Annotated in this window: 13 protein-coding genes and 3 pseudogenes; 5 read left to right on the top strand and 11 right to left on the bottom strand. The window is 68.0% G+C overall.

Annotated features, from left to right (window positions below; all coding sequences use genetic code 11):
* Positions 1 to 193: 193 nt before the first annotated feature.
* From G5S35_RS35730 to G5S35_RS35715, 4 genes are all read left to right on the top strand, one after another.
* The gene (locus G5S35_RS35730) at positions 194 to 1,189 is read left to right on the top strand and encodes a SphA family protein (RefSeq protein ID WP_110329052.1); all 996 of its coding nucleotides are present in this window, start codon (positions 194 to 196) and stop codon (positions 1,187 to 1,189) included.
* A gap of 13 nt (positions 1,190 to 1,202) precedes the next feature.
* On the top strand, positions 1,203 to 2,393 hold the full coding sequence (locus G5S35_RS35725; protein WP_124261923.1) for an MFS transporter: 1,191 nt from the start codon (positions 1,203 to 1,205) through the stop codon (positions 2,391 to 2,393).
* 319 nt (positions 2,394 to 2,712) lie between these two features.
* A complete protein-coding gene (locus tag G5S35_RS35720) occupies positions 2,713 to 3,231 on the top strand; it encodes an SRPBCC family protein (protein ID WP_420874553.1) in 519 nt (172 codons plus the stop codon).
* Positions 3,228 to 4,241, top strand: a complete 1,014-nt coding sequence (locus G5S35_RS35715) for a zinc-dependent alcohol dehydrogenase family protein (RefSeq protein ID WP_176080655.1) — start codon at positions 3,228 to 3,230, stop codon at positions 4,239 to 4,241. The genes G5S35_RS35720 and G5S35_RS35715 overlap by 4 nt, the downstream gene beginning before the upstream one ends.
* Before the next feature lie 198 nt (positions 4,242 to 4,439).
* On the opposite strand, the gene G5S35_RS35710 is transcribed toward G5S35_RS35715, so the two are convergent.
* The 9 genes and pseudogenes from G5S35_RS35710 to G5S35_RS35680 form a co-directional block, all read right to left on the bottom strand.
* Positions 4,440 to 6,926, bottom strand: coding sequence for a penicillin acylase family protein (locus tag G5S35_RS35710; protein ID WP_183040191.1), 2,487 nt, complete (start codon positions 6,924 to 6,926; stop codon positions 4,440 to 4,442).
* An 81-nt stretch (positions 6,927 to 7,007) separates the two neighbouring features.
* On the bottom strand, positions 7,008 to 7,775 hold the full coding sequence (locus G5S35_RS35705) for an ATP-binding cassette domain-containing protein (RefSeq protein WP_065063033.1): 768 nt from the start codon (positions 7,773 to 7,775) through the stop codon (positions 7,008 to 7,010).
* A 188-nt stretch (positions 7,776 to 7,963) separates the two neighbouring features.
* Positions 7,964 to 9,652 (bottom strand): cyclic peptide export ABC transporter, encoded by a 1,689-nt coding sequence (locus G5S35_RS35700; protein WP_082992130.1) that lies wholly within the window; start codon positions 9,650 to 9,652, stop codon positions 7,964 to 7,966.
* A gap of 21 nt (positions 9,653 to 9,673) precedes the next feature.
* On the bottom strand, positions 9,674 to 11,704 hold the full coding sequence (fhuB, locus tag G5S35_RS35695; RefSeq protein WP_110329057.1) for a Fe(3+)-hydroxamate ABC transporter permease FhuB: 2,031 nt from the start codon (positions 11,702 to 11,704) through the stop codon (positions 9,674 to 9,676).
* Positions 11,701 to 12,669: an ABC transporter substrate-binding protein gene (locus tag G5S35_RS35690; RefSeq protein ID WP_183040189.1), complete on the bottom strand. Its 969-nt coding sequence runs from the start codon at positions 12,667 to 12,669 to the stop codon at positions 11,701 to 11,703. The genes fhuB and G5S35_RS35690 overlap by 4 nt, the downstream gene beginning before the upstream one ends.
* Positions 12,666 to 17,282 (bottom strand): annotated as a pseudogene (locus G5S35_RS40375) (amino acid adenylation domain-containing protein); the annotation flags it as partial. The pseudogene G5S35_RS40375 and the gene G5S35_RS35690, both read right to left, overlap by 4 nt.
* 81 nt (positions 17,283 to 17,363) lie before the next feature.
* Positions 17,364 to 19,217, bottom strand: a pseudogene (locus G5S35_RS40440) (amino acid adenylation domain-containing protein); the annotation flags it as partial.
* A 102-nt stretch (positions 19,218 to 19,319) separates the two neighbouring features.
* Positions 19,320 to 20,579 (bottom strand): annotated as a pseudogene (locus G5S35_RS40435) (condensation domain-containing protein); the annotation flags it as partial.
* A gap of 112 nt (positions 20,580 to 20,691) precedes the next feature.
* Positions 20,692 to 22,902: a TonB-dependent siderophore receptor gene (locus G5S35_RS35680; RefSeq protein ID WP_110329060.1), complete on the bottom strand. Its 2,211-nt coding sequence runs from the start codon at positions 22,900 to 22,902 to the stop codon at positions 20,692 to 20,694.
* A gap of 252 nt (positions 22,903 to 23,154) precedes the next feature.
* Between G5S35_RS35680 and G5S35_RS35675 the strand changes: the two genes are divergently transcribed.
* A complete protein-coding gene (locus G5S35_RS35675) occupies positions 23,155 to 23,955 on the top strand; it encodes an AraC family transcriptional regulator (RefSeq protein WP_181441078.1) in 801 nt (266 codons plus the stop codon).
* A gap of 59 nt (positions 23,956 to 24,014) precedes the next feature.
* Here the strand turns inward: G5S35_RS35675 and G5S35_RS35670 are convergent, their stop codons facing one another.
* Together G5S35_RS35670 and G5S35_RS35665 are read right to left on the bottom strand one after the other, a co-directional pair.
* Positions 24,015 to 24,275 (bottom strand): acyl carrier protein, encoded by a 261-nt coding sequence (locus G5S35_RS35670; protein ID WP_065062885.1) that lies wholly within the window; start codon positions 24,273 to 24,275, stop codon positions 24,015 to 24,017.
* 57 nt (positions 24,276 to 24,332) lie between these two features.
* Positions 24,333 to 25,355, bottom strand: coding sequence for a TauD/TfdA family dioxygenase (locus tag G5S35_RS35665; protein WP_183040187.1), 1,023 nt, complete (start codon positions 25,353 to 25,355; stop codon positions 24,333 to 24,335).
* Positions 25,356 to 25,359: the final 4 nt, after the last annotated feature.

Raw genomic sequence — 25,359 nt, 5'->3', positions numbered from 1 at the left:
GAATTAGCCTGAATCATCCGTGAATGAACGACTGAGTAGTCGTTCATTTTTATCGGACTACGAACTATTTAATCATAAGAAACGGCCGCGATCGAATCGTCGCGGACCGTTCGCCATTGCCAGACCTTGGGAGTCGTGCCCGGATGTAAAGATTCACATGCAATAACCAGTACTACTATATAAAGGAGACAGCATGACAAACGGAATCGGATATCACAGCAGGATGGGTCGATATGGACAGGTCGTCGCTGGCGCGACATTGGCCGCGATGTCATGCCTCGTGCAGGCCTCGACCTATCAACCGGCCGGCATCGACCTCGGCGCCACGACGTTCAACGACGCATTCGGCTCGACGGAGCCGGGCTGGACGAGCATTCAACTCCTCCAGTACGAACACAACACGAACTTCTATACGAATACGGGCGCACGCAGCCCGGCGTTCAAGGACGCGCAGCTCAATGCGCTGGTCTGGATGCCGCAGATCGTCTATACGTCGCCGATTCACATTCTCGGCGGCTCGCTCGGATTCACGGCGATGCTGCCGGTTGCCTGGCTGAATTCGCACTCGACCGAATTCAATCCCTATGCGCCCACGCTGACCTCGCGTTCCGGCTTCGGCGACATTACCTTCGGTCCGTTCCTGCAGATGGCGCCCGTGATCAGCAACGGTCGTCCGGTCTTTGTGCAGCGTTTCGAGTTCGACGTCATCGCGCCCACGGGCGCTTACGACCCGAATCGGCTCGTCAATCCGGGCTCGAACTTCTGGTCGCTGAACCCGTACTGGTCGGTGACGATTCTGCCTACGCCAAAAACGGAAGTGTCGGTGCGTATGCACTATCTGTACAACCTGAAGAACACCAATCCGGGCATCAATAACCCATTCGAAGTACCCGACATGATGAACTTTCAGGCGGGCCAGGCGGTGTGGGCCAATTTCGCGGCGGCCTACAAGATCTTGCCGAATCTCGAAGTGGGCCTGAACGGCTTCTGGTTTCGTCAAATCACCGACGACCGCGTCAACGGCGCGAGCCAGCCCGCGGCGCGCACGACGAATCTTTCGCTGGGCCCGGGCGCCGAGTGGACCATCAATCGACATAACTTCGTCTTCGCCAACCTCTACTTTCCCGTCGTCGAACGTAACACCTACTCCGGCACGCACGTGAATCTGCGCTGGATTCATGCGTTCTGACAAGGAGACGAACATGCAACAGCCAAGCCAACATCCAAAAATCGAAAGCGCGCGCGGCATGGCCACGCTGATGATTGCCCACTGCGCCGGCATGCTTGATCTCGTCGCGCTGCCGTTGTGGGTCGGCACACTGATCGCGTACTATCGTCTCAATCCGCAACAGGCCGGCACCCTGCCGACGCTGTTTCTGATCGGCGCGTCGTTGTCGAGCGTATTCTTTGCTTCCCGCTTCAACCGCGTGAACGCGCGGTGGGCCGCCGTCGCGGGCTTTGCGATTGCCGCGCTGGCGTTCGCGCTCTGTTATGGCCAGACGAGCATGAGCACGCTGGCGCCCTTGCATTTCGCAGGCGGCCTCGCGGCGGGAACCGCGCTGAGTTTTACGCACGGCACCATCGGGCGCGCGCTCAATCCGCACCGCGTTTTTGCGTGGGCGGGGCTGGCGATCGGCATATTCGGCATCGTGTTTCTGGGCGGCACGCCGGGCTTGCTGGCCCGATTCGGCGGCGCGACGCTGTTCATCGGCTTTGCCGCGATCATGGCGCTGGCCGCCGTGATGGGCGTGCTGTCTTTCCCGCGTCCGAGCCGGCAAGACGATGAGCAACGCGAGGGATCGTCGGCGCGGGCTCAACCGCTCTCGCGTGCAGTCTGGTACTCGATCGTCGGCATCGCCCTGCTCGCCATGACCCAGGCGATGACGCTGAGCTTTTACGAACGCATCGGCATCGCACGCGGCTTTGGCCGTGAACTGGTGACGCTCGCGCTCGTGCTCTATGGGATCGTCACGCTCTTTCCGGCGCCCCTCGCCGGTCTGCTCGAAAAGCGCATCAAGGCCACCACGGTGATTTCGATCGGACCGATCATGCAGGCGGTGTTTGCCATGATCGTGACGCATACCTGGAGTTATCTGTTGTTCGCCGCTTCAGGAGCGCTGATGGCGTTCACGATTCTGTTCACGCACACCTTTGCATTTGGTCTGCTGGCTCGCCTGGACCCGACCGGACGCGCGGTGGCGGCCACACCCGCCATGCTGATGGTGGGCGCCGCCATCGCGCCATTTCTTGGCGGCACGCTGGTCAAGTTCATTGGCTTCGGTGCGATCGGCTATGCCGCCATTGCGCTGGTTGCGATCGAACTGCTGTTGTTCAACCTGACGCGCCTGGCCGCGCGGGACGAATCGCCGCTCGAGCAAGTGCCGGCGGTTTGACTCTGTGGGGGCGGCTGCGTCGACGGCACTCGCCCCCACCATTCATTTCATGCGCAGACGTTGCAAAACGCGTAGCAAACCCATCAGTTCCTTACCTGCCCCTCATCCCCCGGCTCGTCCGCTGCGCTGCGCAATCCAACCGTTTCGATCCAGATATCAACATTCGTAATGACAAAAATACGAAGATTCGATTGGATCGATTTCAGCGAACCGGCCATCATGGCGCAACGCTTTTCGGCAACGTGTCACCATACGGCTCGTTGCGGGTTCACTGAATTCGCGCCGGACCGGTCGAGTCGGCGCGCGACGGAGCAATGCCATGCAAATGAATGCGATCATCTGGCCCGACGGCTACACCCCGGGCTTCACCGACAACTTCTGCTCGAACGAAGTGATCGTCGCGGGCTTGAGCGCCGCCGAGGTCTGGCCGCAGCTGAGCGTCCCGGCCCGCTGGCCGGCGTATTACGCGAACTCCGCGAATATTCGCTTTCACGACGACAAAGGCCCGGTGCTTGAAAGCGGCGCGCGCTTTTACTTCGAAACGTTCGGCTTTCCCGTCGAATCGCAATGCACCGAATATGTCGCGCCGACCAGCGGGCAGCCAGGCCGGGTGGCGTGGCATGGCTGGACGGGCGAAGGCGATTCGCGTCTCGATGTGATTCATGCGTGGCTCGTCGAGGATCTCGACGGCAAACGCGTGCGCATCCTCACGCAGGAAAGCCAGAAGGGCAAGCCCGCAGTCGAACTGCATAACACGAAGCCGAATCCGATGATCAACGGTCATCAGGATTGGCTCGACGGCCTCGTCGCCGCCTCACGCAAGGTGAAACGAGCATGAAAGCAATTGTGGTGCGTACGCCAGGTGGCCTCGATCACCTGCAACTGACCGATCTGCCCGATCCGGGGCAGCCCGCTGCGGGCGAAATCCGCGTGAAGCTGCACGCGACTTCGCTGAACTTTCACGATCTGCTGGTCGCCAACGGCGGCATTCCCACGGCCGACGGCCGCGTGCCGATGGCCGACGGCGCGGGCGTGGTGGAGGCCGTCGGCGCGGGCGTGAGCGAATTCAAGCCCGGCGATCACGTCGTGTCGTGCTTCTTTCCGCACTGGCCCGCCGGTCCTGCGTTCGCCGAGGTCGGCAATTTCCAGGGCACGCCGGGCGACGGCATCGACGGCTTCGCGGCGGAGTATGCGGTCCGTCCCGCCAATGCGTTCACGCACGCGCCGCGCGGCTGGACGCATGCCGAATCGGCGACGATCACGACTGCGGGACTGACCGCATGGCGCGCGCTGGTCGGCGACGGCCAGTTGAAAGCGGGCGACACCGTGCTCACCCTCGGCACCGGCGGCGTGTCGATCATCGCCTTGCAGATCGCCAAGGCGATGGGCGCGCGCGTGATCGTGACGTCCTCCTCGGACGAGAAGCTCGCGCGTGCGCGTGGACTGGGCGCGGACGACGGCGTCAATTACCGCACCACGCCCGATTGGGGCCGCGCCGTGCGCGAATCGACGGGCGACCGTGGCGTGGATCACGTCGTCGAACTCGGCGGCCCGGGCACGCTCGCCCAGTCGATCGACGCAGTGCGCGTGGGCGGCCATATTTCGCTGATCGGCGTGCTCACGGGCCGTCAAGGCGATGTGCCGACTTCGGTGCTCATGGCGAAACAGGCTCGTCTGCAAGGGCTGATTGTCGGGAGCCGCCAGCAGCAGCGGGACTTCGTCGCCGCACTGGAGCAGACGCGCATTCGTCCGGTGCTCGATCGCAGTTTCGGTCTCGAACAACTCGCCGATGCATTCCGTTTTCAGGAAAGCGGCGGCCACTTCGGCAAGGTCGTGGTCGAGTGGTGATCGGCACCTAGCCGCCCCGACTGACCCCGGCAACACGGCGCGGCCGCCATGACGGCCGCGCCGTTCATTCCCGAACGAAGCACATACGTACGCGCTTCACCGCGTGCCCGTCTCGCGACAAGGGACGCCGTCGCGACATCGGCACGACGTGGCAACGCTGGCGCAGTCATGCCGGGCGCGAGCCCGACCACGCAGCCGTCAACGTGACGGCGCCGCCTCCAGCAGCGTGGACGACAAGGCCGGATCGGCCTCGATCTCGCTTTCGGTGAAACGGAAACGCTGCCACGCGCCGCGCGCGAACTCGCGCGTCGCGTCGCTGAAATGCGGCGAAGCGGGATCGTCGGAGAGCGAGTGAGCGAGCATCGTGTCGGCATGCACGCCTTGCGGGCCGAAGCTCACGACCTGCACATAGCTGTCGCCGTGGCCGCTGCCGTCCATCGCATAACCGCCGGCGTTCAGCGGATGCTGCGCGCACACCACCGTGAAATAGCCCGCGTCGTTGCAGCCGCCGTAGAGCGGCACGCGCACCGCGCCGCGCTGCGTGTAGAGCAACTGACCGCGCGGCGAGTCGGCCGCGAAGCCGAAACCGCGCAGCGCGCGCACGGACTCGGCGAGCGCGTGGCGCAGCGCGGCGACGATGTCGGCATCGGCGGTATTCAGGCCGTTCGGCGTGGTGAGCGGCGCGGCCGGATCGAACGGCACGCGATAAAGCTTGTCGGCAGGCACCTTGCTCGCGCGGGTCCAGAACTCGTCCCAGAGATTCGCGCCGCGCGCGTCGCTGCGCGCCGTGCCGTCCCATTTCGCGAGCACGTTGCAGGCTTGCGCGACGTCGGCATCGTCTGCGGGATTCGCCGTCGTCGCCTGGGTAGCTCGATCGCGCTTGCACAGCGCGTCGAGCACGGGCCGCCGCAACAGCTCCTCCGACATCGACCGGCTCGCCAGCACGCCCTGCTCCAGCGCCGCACGCGTGACGCCGCCCGGCGCGGCCTGCAATTGCGCAGCCAGCGCGTGGCCCAGACGCGTGCGCAGCGTCTGCGGCGTGCCCGTGAGCCCCGTCACGCGCGCAAAACCCATGAGCGGCGCGGCCGGATTCGTGAGCCAGTAACTGCCGTTGAAATTGCCCACGTAGTCGTCGCGCGTGAGCGACGGCATCTGCGCCACGCCCAGCGTCTGCGCCTGCGGCGCGTGGGGCGCGCTCTGCCAGGCGCAGGCGCTTTTCGAACCGTCGAGGAACGGCACGCCCGGCGCCTTGGCGTCGAACGCGCGGCCGAGCGGCGGCGTGCAGGCCTGCGCGAGCGCGTCGCTCACGCCCGGCATCGCGCCGATGTCGGCGAACCACACGCGCGGGTCGTTGCGGCCGATCGCAAACGTGTTGACCCACGGCATGGCCGCGTAGCGCTTCTGGATCGCGATGAAGTCGTCGAGCGACGACGCGCTGCCCCACGCGAGGAAGTTCTCGAACACGCGCGTGTTGTCGGCGTTCACGTCGCGCAACGCGAACGCGTGCTGCGCATTCCACGCGAGCGCGGGCGACATCGTCGACAGATTGATCAGCGGGCCGAAGCGCGAGCGATAGAGCGTGCGCGTGACGTGCGTGATCGTGCCGTCGCTGCCGCGCACCGGCACCGTGACGGGCACCGCCTGCATGGCTTCGTCGCGGCCGTCGTAGAGATAGTGCGTCGGCGCGCCCGGCACCAGCGCAAGCTGGAAGATGCCGAAGCGGCGTGCCTGCGAAACGGTGTGCGTCCACGCGATGTTGTCGTTGAAACCGATCATCACTACGGGCACGCCGAGAAACGACGCGCCCGCCACGTCGAGCTGGCCCGGAATCGTCAGCTGCGCCTCGTAGAAGCGGTCGGGGCCTTGCCAGAACCAGTGCGGATTGCCGAACAGCAGGCTCGCGCCCTCGCGCGTTTTCGCCGCGCCGAACGCCAGCGCATTGCTGCCGATGCCCGCACGCTGGTCGATGTCGAAGCGTGTCGGCGCGATCTCGATCGACGCCGTCGTGGCGCTGGCCCGCGCGGCTTGCGGCGCGCTCGCGGCAGGCGCGGCTTCGGCCGATGGCGGCTTCGCGTGCACGATGGCCTCGACGAAATGCGCCTCGCCGCCCGCGAGCGCGGCCGCGATCAGGCGGCGATAGACATCGTCGGCGTCGATCGGGCGCAGCCAGGCGGCGTTCGCGCACGCGGCATGCGCGTCGGCGAAGCGCCCCGCGCGCAGATCGTCGAGATAGCGGTCATAGCCCGCCGCATAGCCTTCGACGAGCGCGCGCGTGCGCGGCGTCTGCGCGTCGCGAAAGCGCGCCACGGCGTCGTTGCCCGCGACGAAGCGGAAGAAGAAGTCGGCGTCGAGATTGTGCGGCTGGCCGAACGACGCGGCCGCCGGCGGACGCGCTTCGGCGCCGAACTGCTCTGAGCGCTCGCCGCGATACGTCACGAAGGCATCGCCGAGCGTGCAGAGATTGTCCTGCGCCTGCGCGTAGCCGGTGCCATAACCGAGGCTGCCCCAGTCGTTCGCGCGGATATGCGGGATGCCGTCGGCGGTGCGGCGGATGTCCGCGCGATAGGCCTGATGAGACTGCTGCGCTTGTTGCGTCTGCTGTTGCGTGGACGTCGTGCACGCGCCGGCCAGAACGGCGCACAGCGCGCCGGCGAGGAGATTGCCTGCTGCGGAAAATCGTTTCATCGAAGGTGGCGTCGGGTGCGGTGTCGGAAAACGAAGTTTGGGCGGCGTTTCAATGGCGTTCGGCGGGCGCGAATCGCGCGCTCAATGCGCGAAACTGATCGGCATGCCGCCGTCCGGATGCGCGACCGTACCCATCGGAATGCCGTAGATCGCACTGAGCGTCTCGGCGCGCATCAGCTCGGCGGACGGCCCATGCGCAAGCAGACTGCCGCCCTTGAGCGCGATCAGCTCGTCGCAGAAGCGGCCCGCCATGTTGATGTCGTGCAGCACCACCACCACGCCGATGCCGCGCTCCTCGCTCAGGCGGCGCACCAGCGCGAGCACTTCGATCTGATGCGCGATGTCGAGCGCGGAAATCGGCTCGTCGAGCAGCAGACAGTCGCTGTCCTGCGCGACCAGCATCGCCAGCCACACGCGCTGACGCTCGCCGCCCGAGAGGCTGTCCACGGCGCGATCGGCGAAGCGCACCACGTCGGTTTGCTCCATCGCCTCCAGCACTTTTTGCGTGTCGGTGCGCGAGAAACGCCCGAGCGCGCCGTGCCACGGATAGCGGCCGAGCGCGACCAGCTCGCGCACCGTCATGCCGTCGGCGGCGGGCAGTTGCTGCGGCAGATACGCGACCTTGCGCGCAAACGCGCGGTTGTCCCACTGCGCGAGCGGCTGCCCCGCGAACGTGAGCGTGCCCGCGGCGGGCTGCTGCTGGCGCGCGAGCAGCTTCACGAGCGTCGACTTGCCCGAGCCGTTATGGCCGATCAGGCCATACATGCGGTGCTTCGCCAGCGTGAGCGAGAGCGGCTTGAGCAGCGTGCGGCCGTCCGCCGCAAACGACACGCCGTCGAGCGTGAACATCGCCGACGCGTGAGCGTCCTGCGGACGTGTCGCCGGATGAATGGCGTCCGCGCTTGCATTGTTGCTTGCATCGGCATTGGCGGGCGCTTCGGGCAACGTCTCGTCGTGCGAAAGATTCATGGTCAAGCTCATTGGCATCTTCAACGGTAAATGACATCGACATCATCGACGCCGTGCGTGCATCGGTTTCAGCGCGTGGCCACGCGTGCGAGCGGCGCATGATCCGCGCCCTGCTCGCCGTTGCCCGCCGCGCGCGCGCCCAGATCGGCGCCCAGGCCGGTTTCCACGAGCTGACCGTATTCGAGCTTGATATAGCGATCGGCGAGATGGAAATAGCGATCATCGTGCGTGATGACCACCACGGTCTTGCCCTTCGCCTTCAGCTCGGGCAACAGCTTGCGATAGAACACATCCTTGAACAGCGGGTCCTGATCGGCGGCCCATTCGTCGAACAGATAGAACGGGCGATCCTCCAGATACGCGACCAGCAGCGCGAGGCGCTTGCGCTGTCCCTGCGAGAGTTCGAGCGTGGAAAACGCGCCGTCCTTGATGCTGACCTTGTGATCGAGCTGCAGATGCACGAGCAGATCCTGCGCGGTCTGATCGAGCCCGTCGAAGCGCATGCCGAGCAGACTGTCGAACAGGAAGAAGTCGCTGAACACCACCGAAAACAACTGCCGGTAGCTGTCGCGATCCGCTTCGCTCACGGGCGCGCCGTCCACCAGGATACGCCCGCTCTCGGGCGCGTACAGCCCCACGATCATCTTCGCGAGCGTGGTCTTGCCGCTGCCGTTGCCGCCGATCAGATAGACCAGTTCGCCGGGCTTGAAGCTCAGATTGATCGGCCCGAGCGTGAAGACATCATTCTCCTTCTCGCGGAAATAGCGGTGCGTGACGCCGTCGAGCACGAGACTCTGGAAGCCGCGTTTGACCGGCGCATCGAGCCCGTTTTCGAGCGGCAGTTCGGCGTTCACTTCCTCGATGCGTTCGAGCGCCACGCGCGCCGTGCTGATGTTCGGAATCGCCGAAAGCAGCGACTCGATCGGCATGATCATGTAGAGAAATACCATCGCGTAACCCGACATCACATGCGTATTCACGGGATACAGGCGCGCGACCACGAACAGCGTGATGCCGATGAAGGCGAACAGGATGAAGCTGCCCCAGCTCGCCGCCGCCGCGTAGAGCACGTAGCCGCGCGTGCGCTGCACGCGCACGGCTTCGACGTTGGTGGAGAGCGTGTCGTCGATGAAGGCGGCGCGGCGCAGGCGATGCAGCTTCAGTTCCTTGGCGCCGTCGAACAGCGCGCGGAAGTGGCGCACCAGATCGTCCTCGCGCTTGCGCGACGCGCGCAGGTGAAACAGCGCGCGTCCGTTGGCGGCGCGAAAACCGGCCGCGCCGATGCCGATCGTCACGATCGCCACCAGCAGAATCTGCCACGACAGCACGCTCAGATACGCAAGACAGCCGATGATGACCGCGCTTTGCATCGCCAGCGCGGGCATGCGCACGAACAGCATCACGATGGCGTCGAGATCCTGCGTGAGCACGGCGAGCGAGCGCGCCGCGCCCTGCTGCTCCAGATGGCGGAACGAGGCGCCGCCCAGACGCCGGATCGTCTGCATGCGCAGATCCGCCTTGGCGCGCTGGCCGAGGTCCATGAACAGCGTTTGCGAGAGCGTGCGCGTGGCGAGCACGATCACGCCGAGCACGACGAACTGCCAGCCCAGACGCGCGAGCTGCGAAGTCGAGGCCGACAGCGCCTGATTGATGAGCGCGACCAGGCCCGCGTTACCGAAACCGCTGACGAGACTGGTTGCGAGCGCAACGAACAAGGTCCATCGGGCGTTGCGGGCGAGCTTCAAGAGCAAAGACATGGGACTCCTTGAGAGAGTGCGTCATGAACCGGGCCGATCTTGCGCCGGCCGCCGGAACATTGTGAGGATCAGATAAAGTCCGCCGAGCAGCGTCGCCATCACGCCGGCCGGCATTTCCTGCGGGAACAGCACCCAGCGGCCGAGCCAGTCCGAGCCGATCATCAGCGTCGCGCCGAACGCGGCCGCCACGAACAGCAAGGGCATGGCGCGGCGAATGCCGAGCATGCGCGCCATATGCGGCGCCATCAGGCCGATGAACGACAGCGGCCCGATCACGAGCGTCGCCACGGCGCTCAGCAGCGCGCTCAGCATCAACAGGCCGAGGCGCGCCCCGGCGATGCGCACGCCGAGCCCCACCGAGACCGCGTCGCCGAGCGGCAGGATTTCCAGCCAGCGCCGGCACAGCGGCACGGCCGCCAGCGCGAGCAGCGCGCAGACCGCGACGAGCGCCGCCATCGTCGGCCCGACGTTGTAGGTCGAGCCCGCCAGCAGGTTGTACAGGACGATGACGCGCGGGTCGCCGCTCGATACGGCGATCACCGACACGGCCTGGAACGCCGCGCTCAGCGTCATGCCCGCGAGGATCAGCGTGTCGGGCGCGAACGACGAGGCGCGCGCGATCAGCACGAGCGCGCCCAGCGTGAGCATCGACCCGGCCGCGCACCAGACGAGAAACGTCGGCAGGTCCGGATGCGTCGTGAGAAACAGCGCGCCGGTCAGGCCGAGCGCACCGCCCGCCGACATGCCGAGCAGGTCCGGGCTCGCCATCGGATTGCCGGTCATGCGCTGCACGACGCCGCCCGAGAGCGCGAGCAGCACGCCCACGCCCGCCGCCGCCACCACATGCGGCAGGCGCAGGAACAGCAGCGCGCCCGCTTCGTGCGCGTTGCTCAGATGCCAGCCCGCGAGCCCGCGCCCGAGCATCAGCGAAACGACCACCACCGCCGCCAGCGCCAGCACGCTCGCGCCCGCGACGAGGCGCAGGCCGCGCGGCGACAGCGGCGCGCTGTGCTGCACGGGCGTCTGCGTGAGATCGGGACGGCCGCGCAGACGGCGCAGCATCGCCAGCAGCAGCGGCGCGCCGATCAGCGTGGTGATCGCGCCGGTCGGAATCGCCATGCCGAAGCGCGCCGTGCACAGTTGCGCGAGTTGATCGGCGAGCCACAGCAGCACCGCGCCGATCAGCGGCGACCAGATCACGCGCTCGCGCAGACGGCGCGCGCCCGCGAGCCGCGCGACCGCCGGCGCGGACAGCCCGACGAAGCCGATCACGCCCACCGCGCTCACCACGAAGGCGGCGATCAGCAGTGTCAGCGCGAGCGTGAGGCCGCGTGTGGCGCGCAGCGAGACGCCAAGGCTCGACGCCACCGTTTCGCCGAGATCGAACACCGCCATCGGCCGCAGCAACAGCAGCAACGGCACCGCGCACGCCGCGAAGCGCACGGCGAGCGCGAGCGCCACGCGCCAGTCGTGCTGCGCGAACGAGCCGCCGCCCCAGACCAGCAGGCCGCTCAGCAGGTCGTAGTGCGAGATCGCCAGCGCGAGACAGAACGCGCCGCCGCACAGGTTGACGATCATGCCCGCGAGAATCAGCGCGAGCGGCGACATCCCGCGCCGCGCCGCCAGCGCGAACACGGCGGCCAGCGCCACCGCGCCGCCCGCGAGCGCGACGGCGTCGCGGCCGCCCGTCAGCAGGAACGGCGCGTAGACGGTGGCGAGCGCGAGCGCCAGCCACGCGCCCGAAAACACGCCGAGCGTCATCGGTTCCGCGAGCGGATTGCGCAGCACCTGCTGGGTCGCGACACCCGCGAGCCCGAGCGCCGCGCCGCACAGCAGCGTGACGGCCACGCGCGGGTAATCGCCGTAGTGCACCAGCAGTTGCGCCACGTCGGTCGCGGACGGCGCGACGAGCGCCTGCCACCAGAGCGCGGGCGCGAGCCGCGCGTCCAGACGCAGCGCGAACAGCAGCGCCGCCAGCGCGAACAGCGCGCAGACGGGCCAGAGCGGCGTGCGGCGCGACGGCGCGAACGGCGTGGTGAGGGCCTGTTTCATGCGGCCTCCCGCAGCCGTGCGGACGAAGCCACGGACGAAACTGCGGACGTCACTGCGGACGAACCCGCAGGCAGCGCCGCCAGCGCCTCCACCAGCGACCGCGCGAAATACGCCGCGCTCAGGATGCCGCCTTCGGGCGACACCTCGGCCATGCCGGTCATGCGTCCCGCGCGCGCGAACGGCATCGCCTGCCAGACTCGGCTCGTCTGCATCATCGACGCGGTCATCGCGGGCAGCGGTTTGACGTAGACGAGCGTGGCGCGCGGATCGGCGTCGAGCGCGTCGAAGCCGATCATCGCCGCCGACGCACGGTCCGCCCGGCTCCACGCATTGCGCAGCCCGAGTTGCGCGACCAGTTCGCCGAACAGGCTGTGCGTGCCGAACACGCGCAGACGCGATTCGTCGACAAAACGCGTCAGGAAGACGGGCGCGCCGCCGTTCGCGTACGCCGGCAGCGCATCGAGCCGTGCGCGCGCCGCCGCGACCGCGCGCTGCGACTGCGCCACGGCGGCCTCGGCCTGCGCCTCGTGGCCCAGCATGCGCCCGAGCCGCAGCGTCTCCGCACAGGCGTCCGTGTACGGCGTCGGGCTCGCGTGGAACTGGCCGAGCGTGACAGTCGGCGCGAGGCGTTCGAGCGAGCCGCGCATCGACGCGTGCGCGGGCGTGATGACGATGAGGTCCGGCTTGAGCGCGAGCATCAACTCCATGTTCGGCTGGAACATCAGCCCCAGATCGACCACGGAATCGGGCACCGGGCAGGCCGCAAAGTTGCGCCGGAAACCCGGCGTGTTCGCCATGCCGACCGGCACCACGCCGAGCGCCAGCGTCAGCTCCGCGAGCCCCCAGTCGAGCACGATCACGCGGCGCGGCACGGCGGCCGGCGTCGTCCCGGCGCGCGCGCCCGTGCTGGCGAGATTGAGACAGACGCCGCCCAGCAGCGCGGCGAGCAAAGTCCTGCGATTCATTGCATCAGATCGGAAAGTAGGGATTGCAGGGTATCGGCGTCCGGCGCGGCGCTGTTCTGAGCGCGCGCGGCGTCCACGGCGCGCGCGTAGGCGTCGAGCGTGGGCGCGGCGAACAGCGCGGCCAGCTCCACGTCCGCCTGGCATTCGCGCGCGACGCGACGCTGAAGTTTAAGGCTCAGGATCGAATCGCCGCCGAGTTCGAAGAAGTGATCGAAACGGCCCACGCGCTCGACGCCCAGCACTTCGCTCCACAGACGCGCGAGCACCGTTTCGGTGTCGCCTTGCGGCGCGGCGTAATCGTGCGCGGCCTGGAGCGCCGGCACCGGCAGCGCGCGGCGGTCGATCTTGCCGTTCGGCGTGAGCGGCAGGACGTCGAGCACCGTGATCGCGGCGGGCACCATGTAGTCGGGCAGCGTGAGTGCGAGCGCGTGCTTGAGTGCTTGCGGATCAAGTACGCCGGTTTGCGTTGTCACCCACGCGAGCAGACGCGCGCCGCCGCCGTTGCCGTCCACCAGCGCGACGGCTTCGCGCACGCCCGGCTGCGCGAGCAGCGCCGCCTCGACTTCGCCCAGCTCCACGCGCAGGCCGCGCAGCTTCACCTGCTGATCGAGACGGCCGAGGTAGTCGAGCGCGCCGTCGTCGCGCCAGCGCACGAGGTCGCCGGTGCGATAGAGACGTCCGCCCGCCGCGTCGAACGGATCGGGCACGAAGCGCTCGGCGCTCAGCGCGGGCCGTTGCAGATAGCCGCGCGCGAGCCCCGTGCCGCCCAGATACAGCTCGCCCGGCGCGCCGCGCGGCACGAGATTCATGGCCGCGTCGAGCACGTAGGCGACGCGTTCGCCGATCGGCCGCCCGATCGGCGCGTAGGCGCCGTCGAAGCTCGCATCGACATCCCAGGCCGTTGGCGCGATCACCGTTTCGGTCGGCCCGTAGGCGTTGATGAGGCGGCAGCCCGGCAGCGCGCGCGCTGCGGCCTGCATCGCCTGCGCGCTCCACGCCTCGCCGCCGACGATGCACAGCCGCAGCGCGAGCGCGGGCAGATCCCCCGCGTCATCGAGCGCGCATTCGGCCACCAGATTGGCCAGATACGACGGCGTGAGAAACACCACCGACACGCGCTCGCGGCGCAGCGTGTCGACGAGGCGCGCGGTCGACCAGCGCGACGGCTCCGCGATCACGAGCGCCGCGCCCGCGCACAGCGGCACGATCCAGCGTTCGTGCGCGATGTCGAAATTGATCGACGCGAAGTGCAGTTCGCGGTCGGCGGCGTGCATGCCGTCGCGTTCGGCGATCGCCGCGCAGTGCATCGACAGCGCGTCGTGCGCGACGGCCACGCCCTTGGGACGCCCCGTCGAGCCCGAGGTGTAGATCACGTAGGCGAGATGGCCGGCGTACGGCGCGGGGGTGACATCGGACGCAAGATCATGCGCCGGTTCATCGGCGAGATCGGGCGCGTCGAGATCGAGCACGCTCAGCGGCGCGGCGGCGAGCATCGCGGCGGCGTGCGGGTCCGCGCCTTGCAGCAGCACGAGGCCGATGCCGCTGTCCTCGATCATGTGCGCGAGGCGCGCGGCCGGATAGGCGGGATCGAGCGGCACGTAAGCGCCGCCCGCCTTCATCACCGCGAGCATCGCGACGACCATCTGCGCCGAGCGATTCACCGCCAGCCCGACCCGCACCTCGGGCCCGACGCCCGCGCGCACGAGCCGGTGCGCGAGCTGATTGGCGCGCCGGTTCAGTTCGCCGAACGAGAGTCGCGCGTCGTCCGCGACGATGGCGGGCGCATCCGGCGTGAGCGCGGCGCGCGCGGCGATCCGCAGATGCACGGGCGCGTGCGTAAGTGACGACGCGGTATCGGCGGTATCGGCGGTATCGGCACTATCGGCGCGGCCAAGCGCGAGCAGATCGGCGCGTTCGCCGTCGTCGAGCAATTCGAATGCGGCGGGCGCGAGCCGCGCCGCGCCCGGCGTGCTGGCGAACGCGCGCAGCAGACGCGCCATCTGCTGCGCGAGCCGCGCGGCGTCCGCGTCGTCGAAGGCGGCGCGCGCATGACGCAGACCGAGCCGCAGCGTCTCGCCCTGGGTGACGCCGAGCGTGAGCGCGTAGCTCGTTTCGTCGCGCGCGCTCACCTCGCCGATCTCAAGACCGCCCGGCGAAGCTTCCTTGAGCACCGCATCGACGGGATAGTTTTCGAACACGACGAGACTGTCGAACAGGCCCTGCCCGCTCGCGCCCGCCCAGCGCTGGATCTCGTGCAGCGGCGTGTGCGCGTGCTCCTGCGCGGCCATGCCCTGCGCCTGCAACGCGCGCAGCCAGTCGCCGAGTTGGCGCGCCGCGCGCGGCTGCGCCACCACCGGCAGCGTGTTGATGAAGAGGCCGAGCAGATGCGCCGCGCCGGGCAGATCGGCGGGACGGCCCGCGAGCGTCGCGCCGAACACCACCGCGTCCTGATTCGTGTAGCGCTGCAACAGCAGCGCCCAGGCGGCCTGCAACAGCGTGTTGACGGTCACGCGTTCCTCGCGTGCGAACGCGACGAGGCGCGCCGTGTCGGCGGCGTCCAGCTCCACCGTGTAGAGCGCCTGGCCCGATGCCTGGCTCGATGCATCGCCGGCGCGTTTCGGGAACGCTTCGGCGAGCCGCGTCGGGCCGTCGAGACGCGCGAGCTGCGCCTGCCAGTGCGCGGCGCTCGCGTGCGCATCGTGGCCGCGCAGCCAGCCGATGTAATCGCGATAACGGCCGCCCTGCGCGGGCAGCGCCTCGCCGCTGTAGTGGCGCAGCACTTCGCCGAGCAGTTGCGACACGCTCCAGCCGTCCATCAGCAGATGATGGTGCGTCCAGACGAAGTGATAGCGCCGCGCGCCGGTGCGGATCAGCGCCAGCCGATGCAGCGGCGCGCGCGCGAGGTCGAAGCCGCGTTCGAGTTGCTGCGCGGCGAAGGCGTCGAGTTCGGCGCGGAGTTCGGCATTCGAATCGTCGCGGATATCGGCGCCCGCTTCGCCGTCGCGCACGCGCCAGTCGTGCTCTTCGAGCGGCAGTTCCACCGCGCGCGCGACCCATTGCAGCCAGCCCTCGCCTTGCGCGACGAAACCCGTACGCAGGATGTCGTGACGCTGCGTGAGCGCCTGCCAGGCGGCGCGAAAACGCGCGGCGTCGAGCCCGTCGAGATCGACGCGCAACTGGTTCAGATACACGCTGCCGCCGCGCGCATAGAGCGCGTGAAACAGCATGCCCGCCTGCATCGGCGAAAGCGGATACAGATCGGCGACGTCCGCGAGCGCGAGCGGCAGCGCATCGAGTTCGGGCTGAGCGAGCGCCGCGAGCGGGAAATCGGCGGGCGTCGCGCCCGCGCCGCGCGCGGCCTGCGCCTGCGCGCACGTCGCGATCAACTCGCGCAGCGCCGCACCGAACGCGGCAGCGAGATGCTCGATGGTGGCATCGCGATAACGCGCGCCGCTGTAACCGATCGTCAGCGTGAGCGCGCCGTCGAGCACCTTGCCGCCGACCGCGAGCGACCAGGCAAGCGGCGCATCGGCGGCCTGCGAACCCGCCTGCGCAATGTTCATGTCGCGCGCGGGCTGCCAGGCCTGCGCCGCGTCGAACTGCTGGTCGAACTGGCCGAGATAGTTGAACACCACCTGCGAAGGCGCGGACTGCGCGAGCGCCGCGCGCGCCGCATCGTCGCCGAGATGGCGCAGCACGCCGTAACCGATGCCGCGCGCGGGCACGGCGCGCAGCGTGTCCTTCACGCGCCGCAGCGCTGTGCCGGCGTCGCCGTGCACGTCGAGCACGACCGGATACAGGCTCGTGAACCAGCCGACCGTGCCGCCCGGATCGACGTCGTCGAACAGTTCTTCACGCCCGTGGCCTTCGAGGTCGATACGAATCGACTCCGTGCCGGTCCAGCCGCACAGCGCGCGGCCGAGCGCGGTCAGCAGCAGGTCGTTGACCTGGGTGCGCCAGGCTGCGCCCGCTTCGTGCAGCAGCGCGCGCGTCTCGTCGCGATCGAGCGAGAACGCGACGTGACGCTGCTGCGCGACTGTGTTCGCGCCTTCGGGCGCATCGCACGGCAACGCGGCGCTCACGCGCGCGACGTCCTGCCAGTAGCCGATTTCGTCGCGCATCGCGGGCGTACGGGCGTGCGCGGCGAGGCGTGCGGCCCAGCCGTCGGCCGTCACCGTCGCCGGGGGCAATTGAAGCGATGTGCCGGTTTGCAGCGCGGCGTAGGCCTCGCGCCATTGCGCGATCAGCAGACGCCACGACACGCCATCGACGGCCAGGTGATGGATCGCCAGCATCAGCCGCCAGCTGCCGTCCGCCATCTCGACGGCGAGCGCACGCAGCAGCGGTCCGTCGGCGAGATCGAGACTGCGCTGCGCCTCGTTGCAGTGCGCGGCGAGTTCGTCCTGCGTCGCGGCTTTTCGCACCCACAGCAGCGTACCGGGCGCGGGCGGCGCGCCGTGCGTCGCGCGCCAGCGGCCCCCATCATCCCGCTCATCCTGCCTGTAATGCAGTCGCAGCGCCGCATGATGCGCGACGAGCGCATCGAGCGAGCGCGCCAGCAACGCCGTGTCGAGCGGCGCGCGGCTCGTCAGCAACACTGCCTGATTCCAGTGATGGCGCTGCGCGAACGGCTGCGCGAAAAACCACGCCTGCATCGGCAGCAGCGCGGCTTCGGCGCCCACGGGTGCGATCTGCGCGGCTTCGGTGCTGTGCTCCGCGCTGTGTCCACGCTCAATCGCCTGCGCAACGCTCGCCAGTTGCTCGACCGACTGACGCTCGAACACCTGACGCGGCGTGAGCTTCCAGCCTGCGCGGCGCGCGCGTTCGACGATCTGCAGGCTCAGGATCGAGTCGCCGCCGAGTTCGAAGAAATTGTCGTGACGCCCGACGCGCGCCACACCCAGCACCTGTTGCCAGATCGCCGCGAGCGCCGTCTCGGCCGCGCCTTGCGGCGCTTCCCAGCCGCGCGCGTCGTGGCCCGGCTGCGGCAGCGCGCGCCGGTCGATCTTGCCGTTCGGCGAAAGCGGAAAACTCGCCAGCTCGACCCACGCGGCGGGCACCATGTACTCGGGCAGTTCGGCGCCGAGCGCCGCCGCAAGCGTGGCGCGCTCGATGCGGCAACCCGCGCGCGCGCTCACATAGGCGACCAGCCGCTTGCCGTTAGGACCATCGAGCGCGGCGACGACGGAGGTTTCGACGCCCGGCTGCCGCTGCAACACGGCCTCGATTTCGCCGAGTTCGATCCGGAAGCCGCGAATCTTCACCTGATGATCGAGGCGGCCCAGATAGTCGAGCGCGCCGTCCGGCCGCCAGCGCGCGAGGTCGCCCGTGCGGTAGAGACGCGCGCCCGGCTCGAACGGATCGGGCACGAAGCGCTCGGCCGTCAGCGCGGGCCGGTTCAGATAGCCGCGCGCGAGCCCCGCGCCGCCCAGATACAGTTCGCCCGCCACGCCCTCGGGCAGCGGATTGAGCGCCGCGTCGAGCACATGCGTCGACACATTGGCGATCGGCCGGCCGATCGGCACCACGGCGTCACCCGCGCGGCAGGTCCAGTGCGTGACGTCGATGGCCGCTTCGGTCGGGCCGTAGAGGTTGTGCACCTGCACGTGCGGCAGACGCGCGAGCGTCTGGTCCTGCAACGGCGCGGGCAGCGCCTCGCCGCTACAGACGATCTGGCGCAGGCTCGCGCAGACGCGCGGCGCATCGGCACGATCGGCTTGATCGGCATCGGCGGCACGGCGGTCGAGCGCGGCGACGAAGGCCTGCAGCATCGGCGGCACGAAATGCAGCGTGGTGACGCGATGCGCGTCGATCAGCCCGACAAGCCGCGCCGGATCGCGATGGTCGCCGGGCTGCGCGAGCGCGAGGCGCGCGCCGGTCATCAGCGGCCAGAAGAATTCCCACACCGAGACGTCGAAGCTGAACGGCGTCTTTTGCAACACGGTGTCGCGCGCGTCGAGCCGGTACGCGGCCTGCATCCACGCGAGCCGGTTGAAGAGCGCGCCGTGCCGGTTCGCCGCGCCCTTCGGCCGCCCGGTCGAGCCCGAGGTGTAGATCACGTAGGCGAGGTTTTCCGCGTCGAGCGCGACCTCGGGGCACGCGGCGGATTCCTGCGCGAGATCGAGCGTGTCGAGCGCGAGCACGGTGCAGCGCGCGTGGGCGTTATCCGTGTTATCGGTGTTATCGGCGTGTTGCTCATGAGGAATCAGCGCCTCGAAGCGCTCGCTCAACGCGTGCTGCGTGAGCAGCAGACCGATGCCGCTGTCCTCGATCATGTACGCGAGGCGCTCGGCCGGATAGTCGGGATCGAGCGGCACGTAAGCGCCGCCCGCCTTGAGAATCGCGAACAGGCCGACCACCATCTCCACCGAGCGCTCCGCGCCGATGCCCACCTTCACGTCCGGCCCCACGCCCAGCCGCCGCAGCCGTTGCGCGAGCCGGTTAGCGCGCGCGTCGAGTTCGGCGTAGCTGAGCACGGCATCGCCGAACAGCAAGGCGTCGGCGTCCGGATGCGCGGCCGCTTCGCGCTCGAACAGCCGATGCACCGGCACGGTCGGACCGTAGTCGGCGTGCGCGCGGCTCCACGCGGCCAGCCGCGCGCGCTCGTCGTCGCCCAGATACGGCAGTTCGACGATCGCGCGATCGGGCTGCGCGCACAGCGCCGCGAGCAGCGCCTCGTAATGCCGGCAGAAACGCGCGACGGTGTCAGGCCGATAACGCGTCGCGTCGTAACGCGCCGTCACGCTCACCGCCTGCGCGCCCACGCGCACATCGAAACTCAGATCGAAGCGCGCGAGCGGATTTTCGGCGTCGACGATTTCCACGTCCAGACCGTCGAGCGCGAGCCGCCCCGACGCCGCCTCGCCCTGCACGTTGAACAGCGTCTGAAACAGCGGATGACGATCGGCCTCGCGCCGCACACCGAGCGCGTCGACGAGCAGCGGCAAGGTCACGTCGGCGTGATCGAGCGCGGCGCGCGCGTCGGCGCGCACGTTCTCCAGCAGCGCGCGGCCCGTCATCGACGGATCGAGGCGCGCGCGATGCACGCGCGTATCGACAAACAGACCGATCAGGTCGTCGCATTCGGCGAGCGTGCGCCCGCTCGTCGGCACGCCGATGCAAAAATCGCGGCTGCCCGCGTGACGCCACAACAGCAGTTGATACGCGGCCATCAGCGCGACGAACGGCGTGCAGCGCGCCGCCCTGCAACGCTCGCGCAACGCCGCGAGCGTCGTGTCTTGCAGCGCAAACGTATGCGCGAGCGCGCGGCGTTCGGCTTGCGGCGCGCGCGGAAAATCGCCGGGAAGTTCGAAGCTGTCGTCGGGCGTGCCGATGTAGGCGCGCCACCACGCGAGATCCGCCTGGGCCTTTTCGCCTGCGAGCTGCGCGCGCTGCCACGCGGCGAAATCGGTGTATTGCCATTCAAGTGATTCGGCATCCGAATGATGCGCGGATGCCGGATCGCGCAGCGCATCGCCATACGCCTGGGCGAGTTCGCGCGCGAAAACGGCGTTCGAGCCGCCGTCGGAAATCAGGTGATGCACGACCACGGACAGCACGTGCCAGTGCGGCGCGAGACGCACGAGGCGAAACCGCGCCGCGCCGTCGCGCGCGAGGTCGAACGGACGTTGCGCTTCGTCTTCCAGCACGCGCGAGAGCATGGCGTTACGCGATGCGTCGTCGAGATCGTCACGATCGTCGAGAAGAAGCGGATCGCGCGGCGCGTCGGCACGCAGATCGGCGATCTGATACGGCGTGCCGTCGCGTTCCTCGAAGCGCGTGCGCAGCACCGCCTGGCGCGCACGCACGCGCGACAGCGCGCGATGCAGCGCCGCGCCGTCGAGCGGCCCGCGCAGATGAAACGCGCGGGCCAGATGCCACGCGCCCGAATCGGGCGCGAGGCGCTGCATGAACCACATGCTTTCCTGCACGGGAGACAGCCGCTGCCACGCGGACGACACGCCGGCGACACTCATTGTTCGTTCTGCGGGAACCTGCATGGCAGCACTGCCTCCTGTTGAATTACCACTGATATTTCGCTCCTGCCAGCAACAGCCGGCCCTGGCCCCAGTAGCAGTAGTTCGCGCTCGTGCACGAGGCGAAGTACTTGCGATCGAGCAGGTTCGACACGTTGATCCACGTCGTCCAGCCTTGCAGGCTGGAGAAGCGGCGGCCGAGGTCGTAGCGCAGCGAGAGATCGACCAGCGTCGCCGACGACGTCATGAAACTGTTCGCCGTATCGCCATACGAGCCGCCGATGTAGCGCACGCCGCCGCCGAACAGCAGGCCCGCGAGCGGTCCCGCCGAGACCGTGTAATCGGCCCACAGCGACGCGGTGTTGCGCGGAATGCCGACCGGCACCTTGTCGAGATTCGACGTATTGCTCTTGGTATTGAGCAGGTTCGTGTAGGTGTAGCTCGCGATCAGCTGCAGGTTGTTGGTCAGGCTCGCGTGGCCTTCCACCTCGAAGCCCTGCGAGCGCACCTGGCCCGTCAGCACGCTGAAGCTCGTGTGCAACGGATCGGTGGTCGCGACGTTGTTCTGCGTGATATGGAACGCCGACACCGTGACGAAGCTGTTATAGCCCTTCGGCTGGAGCTTCACGCCCACTTCGTACTGCTCGGCCGTGAGCGGCGCGAACGCCTCGCCGCTATACGAGGTGCCGACCTGCGGCTGGAACGAGCGCGAGTAGCTGAAGTACGGCGCCACGCCGTTGTCGAACTGGTACACGCCGCCCGCGCGCCACGTGAAGGCGCGGTTGAACTGCTCGGTCGTCGCGCCGGTCTTGTACGAGGTCTGATCCTCGTTGGCCCAGTCCTCGCGCACGCCGAACAGGAACGACCACTTGCCGATGTCGATCTGATCCTGCGCGTACACGCCGAGCTGCTTGATCGAGGTGGCGGTCGAGGTCGCGAACATCGTGGTCGGATACGGGATCGTCTGACCGTAAAGCGGGTTGCTCGCTTCCAGACCCGGCGCCGCGCCACCGAAGAAATAGTGGTTGAACTGGATGTTCTGGTAGTCGAGGCCGAACGTGACGTTGTGCTTGAGCGCGCCCGTGTTGAACTTCGCGTTCAACTGGTTATCCACGGTATGCGAATTCACCATGCCGCGGTTCAGGTAGGCGTCGCGCGACAGCGTGTCGGTGCCGCTCTTGAAGCCGTCGTTGGCGACGTACTGGATCGTCTCGCTGTTGTGCAGGAAGCGATAGCTCTGCTTGAACGACCACGTGTCGTTGAAACGGTGCTCCAGCTGATAGCCGATCGACTCCTGGGTCTTGCGGAAGCTGTCCCACGTCGGCTCGCCCGGGTATTCGCTGCGGCTCGTCCACGTGCGCGGCACCGAGTTGTAGATGCCCGCTTCCGGATCCGACTGGTAGTTCGCGAAGACCGTGAACGTGGTGTCGCGGCTCGGGCGGAACTCGATGGTCGGCGCAATCGAGAAGCGCTGCTGGTTCACGTAGTCGGTCTGCGTGCCGGTGTTGTAGCCGTCGGCCGTGACGCGGTAGAGCACGGTGCCGGCCTTGTCCACGGGACCGCTGAAATCGAAGAAGCCCTGCACGCGGCCATAGCTGCCGGTCTGCATGCCGACTTCGTGGTACGGCGTGTCGGTCGGCATCTTGCTGACGAGATTGACCGTGCCGCCCGGCGAGCCCTGGCCGTACAGCACCGACGCCGGACCGTGCAGCAGTTCGATGCGCTCGAACATGTACGGATCGAAACTCGTCACGTTGTAGCCGAAGCCGCCGCTCGGGCCGGGCGTGCGCAGCCCGTTCCAGAACTCGTCGACGAGAAAGCCGCGCGCATAGAGATATTCGAGCGAGTCGGTGTTGGTGCCGCGCTGTTCGGGGTTGATGCCCGAGGTGTAGCGCAGCGCCTGCGCCACGCTCTGCGCGCCCTGCACGTCCATCTGGTCGCGCGTGACGACCGAGATCGCCTGCGGCACCTTGATGATCGGCGTGTCGGTCTTGGTGCCGGCCTCGCTGCGCTTGGCCACATAGCCGACTACCGGACCGGTGGCCGTTTCCGTGCTGGCCGTGCCCTTCACGACCACGGCCGGCAGCTGCTGGCCGCCCTGGACCGGCTGCGCGGCCGCGGCATCCGATGCCGCCACCGGCGCGGCCGTCTGCGCACTGGCGATTTTCGCGATCGCCAGCGCCACGACCGCCGTCATGGTGCGCAGCCTGATGCGCTTCGCCTTGCCCGTTCCCGCGTCGCCCACGCCGTTATCCATGTGGTTCAATGACTCCCCGCCCCATCCCCGATTCATGCCCTTGCGCCCTGTTCAAAAATTTAAGATTAGCCTCAATACAAATGCGACTCATTACTATTGTCATTCGTATGCGGCACGCGGAGGATAGAATACGGGCTGTGCTTCGCCGTCGTCCTGTCAAATAGCTGCGCGAAGCCGTCGATATTTGACGGTTTTGCCATACTTTTTTCGTTGACTCACAAAATGACCGAGATCTGGCAACGTTTTAACGGTATGCAGCGGCGATACCTCAAGCGTCCAGTCATTGCCAAACGCTATGACTTCGAAACCGGCGATAGCGAGAGCTGGCACTCGCATACGCAGCCGCAATTCGTCTACACGACGCGCGGCGTGCTGCGCGTCATCACGCCCGACGGCGCGTGGACGCTCGGCCCGTACCGCGGGCTGTGGATCGCGCCGCTCGTCGCGCACGAGTTGCAGGCGGTCAGCCCGACGGTGATGTACACGGTCTATTTCGAAGTCGATGTGGCGCCGCGCGACGAACCGCGCTGCCACGTGCTGATGATTTCGTCGCTGCTGCACGAACTGGTGGCGGCGCTCGTGCTCGATCAGCAGAACGGCCAGGCCGAGCGCCGCTCCGCGCTGATCGACCCGCTGCTGCTCCAGGAAATGCGCGAGGCGCAACTCGCCAGCGAAGGCCTGCTGCCGCTGCCGAAGGATCGCCGACTGCAACAGATCTGCGGCCAGTTGATGGACGCGCCCGCCGACAACACGCCGCTCAACGACTGGGGCATGCGCGTGGGCGCGAGCGAAAGCACGCTCGAACGCGCCTTCAAGGACGAAACCGGCCTGACCTTCGGCCAGTGGCGTCAGCGGCTGCGTCTCGTCGAGTCGATCTCGCGGCTCGCCAAGGGCATGGCGGTGTCGACCATCGCGACCGAGCTGGGTTACAGCAATTCCAGCGCGTTCATCACCATGTTCCGGCGCGCGATGGGCGAGACGCCGCAGCGCTTCCTGCGCAATCGCGGCGGGCTGGAAGCGGGCGCGGCGCAACCCCCGCAAGCGGCGCAGTAAGCGGCGCAGTAAGCGTCGCAATGAGCGACACGAAACGCGACAGGACAAGCGACGCAAGCTCACGCGCCCTGCCGCGCCGCCAGCAACGCGCTCAGCGACGCGACGCTCGGGTGATCGAACACGTCGCCCGGCGCCAGCTCCACGCCGAGCTTGCGGCGGATGCGCGCCACCAGCTTGATGACGAGCAGCGAATCGCCGCCCAGTTCGAAGAAGTCCTGATCGTCGCCGATCTCGTGCGGCGCGAGGCCGAGCAGCGTCGCGAACAGCTCGCGCACGTCGGCGTCGAGCGGCTGAGCCAGTGAAGTTGCCTGGGTTTGCATAGCGGTGAATCCTGAATCCTGAGTGATGAAAAAAGGCGCGCGCGGCGCGCCCGCATGTCAGACCGTCGCCGCCAGCACGTCCGCGCGCGCGACGAGTTCGCTCATCGCCACCACGATCTTGCGCGGCCCGCTGAACGGATCGCGCGCGTGCGCGACCAGCATGTTGTCGAGCATGATCGCGTCGCCCTTGCGCCACGCGAAGCGCACCGCGCAGCGCTCGTAGGCCGCGCCGATGGCGGCCATCGCCTCGTCGCCGATCTCGCCGCCGTCGCCGAAATACGCCTGGCGCGGCATGCGTTTCGCGCCCGCGAATTCGAGCAGATCGAGCCGCACGTCCTCGTCGAGACAACTCACGTGATGCAGTTGCACCTGGTTGAAGAACGCACGCTCGCCCGTGCGCGGATGCGCGATCACGGCCGGGCAGACGGTGCGCGTCTGCAATTCGTCGTTGGCGAGCCATTCGTATTGCACCCCCGCGGCCTCGCAGCGCGTCTCCACTTCGCAGCGATCGTCGGTGTGGAAAAACTCGCGCCACGGCACGTCGAGTCCGCGCGTGAACGTGCGCACGTACATGATCTGCCGGCGTTCGAACGCCTCGACGAGCGCCTCGGGCAGCACCCGCAGCATCGCGCGGCAATCGACGATGGGTGTCGCGCCGCCGACCGGCGACGGCTGCTCGCAGAAGAAGAACTGGCGGCGCGGCCAATGCGGCTGATGCGCGCTTTCGTTGTGAAACAGGATCATCTGCTTCTCGGGATACGGCGTGGAGCGGTAGGTGTTGCGCCCGCCCTCCTTCTTCGGCAGGTCGCCGTATTCGCCGTACAGTCCCGGCGAGATGGTCTCCGCGAACGCCTCGAAGGCGGCGGGATCGGCGAGGCCGAAGTCGCGGAACAACACCGCGCCGTGGCGCAGCAGCGCGGCTTCGAGCGCCTCGCGATGCGTGTGGACCCACGCGCGCGCGTCGTGCGCGGGATCGAGCGGCGCGCGCGGCGTCAGCACCAGCGGCATGGCGTGGGTGGTGTGGGTAGCGTCGAGCAGGGACGCCGCGATGGCGGCGTCGGGAAATAGCGATGCATTCATGATT

Origin of the sequence: Paraburkholderia tropica (assembly GCF_014171495.1) — a bacterium.
In the GTDB taxonomy this organism is placed as follows: domain Bacteria; phylum Pseudomonadota; class Gammaproteobacteria; order Burkholderiales; family Burkholderiaceae; genus Paraburkholderia; species Paraburkholderia tropica.
Note: the sequence above shows the minus strand (reverse complement) of the source record. Positions and strands in the feature narration are given on the sequence as shown.

Excerpts from the sequence above, each read along its gene's own strand:
- G5S35_RS35675 (WP_181441078.1), top strand. The coding sequence starts at position 23,155 with ATGCAGCGGCGATACCTCAAGCGTCCAGTCATTGCCAAACGCTATGAC.
- G5S35_RS35665 (WP_183040187.1), bottom strand. The coding sequence starts at position 25,355 with ATGAATGCATCGCTATTTCCCGACGCCGCCATCGCGGCGTCCCTGCTC.
- G5S35_RS35725 (WP_124261923.1), top strand. The coding sequence starts at position 1,203 with ATGCAACAGCCAAGCCAACATCCAAAAATCGAAAGCGCGCGCGGCATG.
- G5S35_RS35720 (WP_420874553.1), top strand. The coding sequence starts at position 2,713 with ATGCAAATGAATGCGATCATCTGGCCCGACGGCTACACCCCGGGCTTC.
- fhuB (WP_110329057.1), bottom strand. The coding sequence starts at position 11,704 with ATGAAACAGGCCCTCACCACGCCGTTCGCGCCGTCGCGCCGCACGCCG.
- G5S35_RS35670 (WP_065062885.1), bottom strand. The coding sequence starts at position 24,275 with ATGCAAACCCAGGCAACTTCACTGGCTCAGCCGCTCGACGCCGACGTG.
- G5S35_RS35730 (WP_110329052.1), top strand. The coding sequence starts at position 194 with ATGACAAACGGAATCGGATATCACAGCAGGATGGGTCGATATGGACAG.
- G5S35_RS35690 (WP_183040189.1), bottom strand. The coding sequence starts at position 12,669 with ATGAATCGCAGGACTTTGCTCGCCGCGCTGCTGGGCGGCGTCTGTCTC.
- G5S35_RS35715 (WP_176080655.1), top strand. The coding sequence starts at position 3,228 with ATGAAAGCAATTGTGGTGCGTACGCCAGGTGGCCTCGATCACCTGCAA.
- G5S35_RS35700 (WP_082992130.1), bottom strand. The coding sequence starts at position 9,652 with ATGTCTTTGCTCTTGAAGCTCGCCCGCAACGCCCGATGGACCTTGTTC.
- G5S35_RS35710 (WP_183040191.1), bottom strand. The coding sequence starts at position 6,926 with ATGAAACGATTTTCCGCAGCAGGCAATCTCCTCGCCGGCGCGCTGTGC.
- G5S35_RS35680 (WP_110329060.1), bottom strand. The coding sequence starts at position 22,902 with ATGGATAACGGCGTGGGCGACGCGGGAACGGGCAAGGCGAAGCGCATC.
- G5S35_RS35705 (WP_065063033.1), bottom strand. The coding sequence starts at position 7,775 with ATGTTCACGCTCGACGGCGTGTCGTTTGCGGCGGACGGCCGCACGCTG.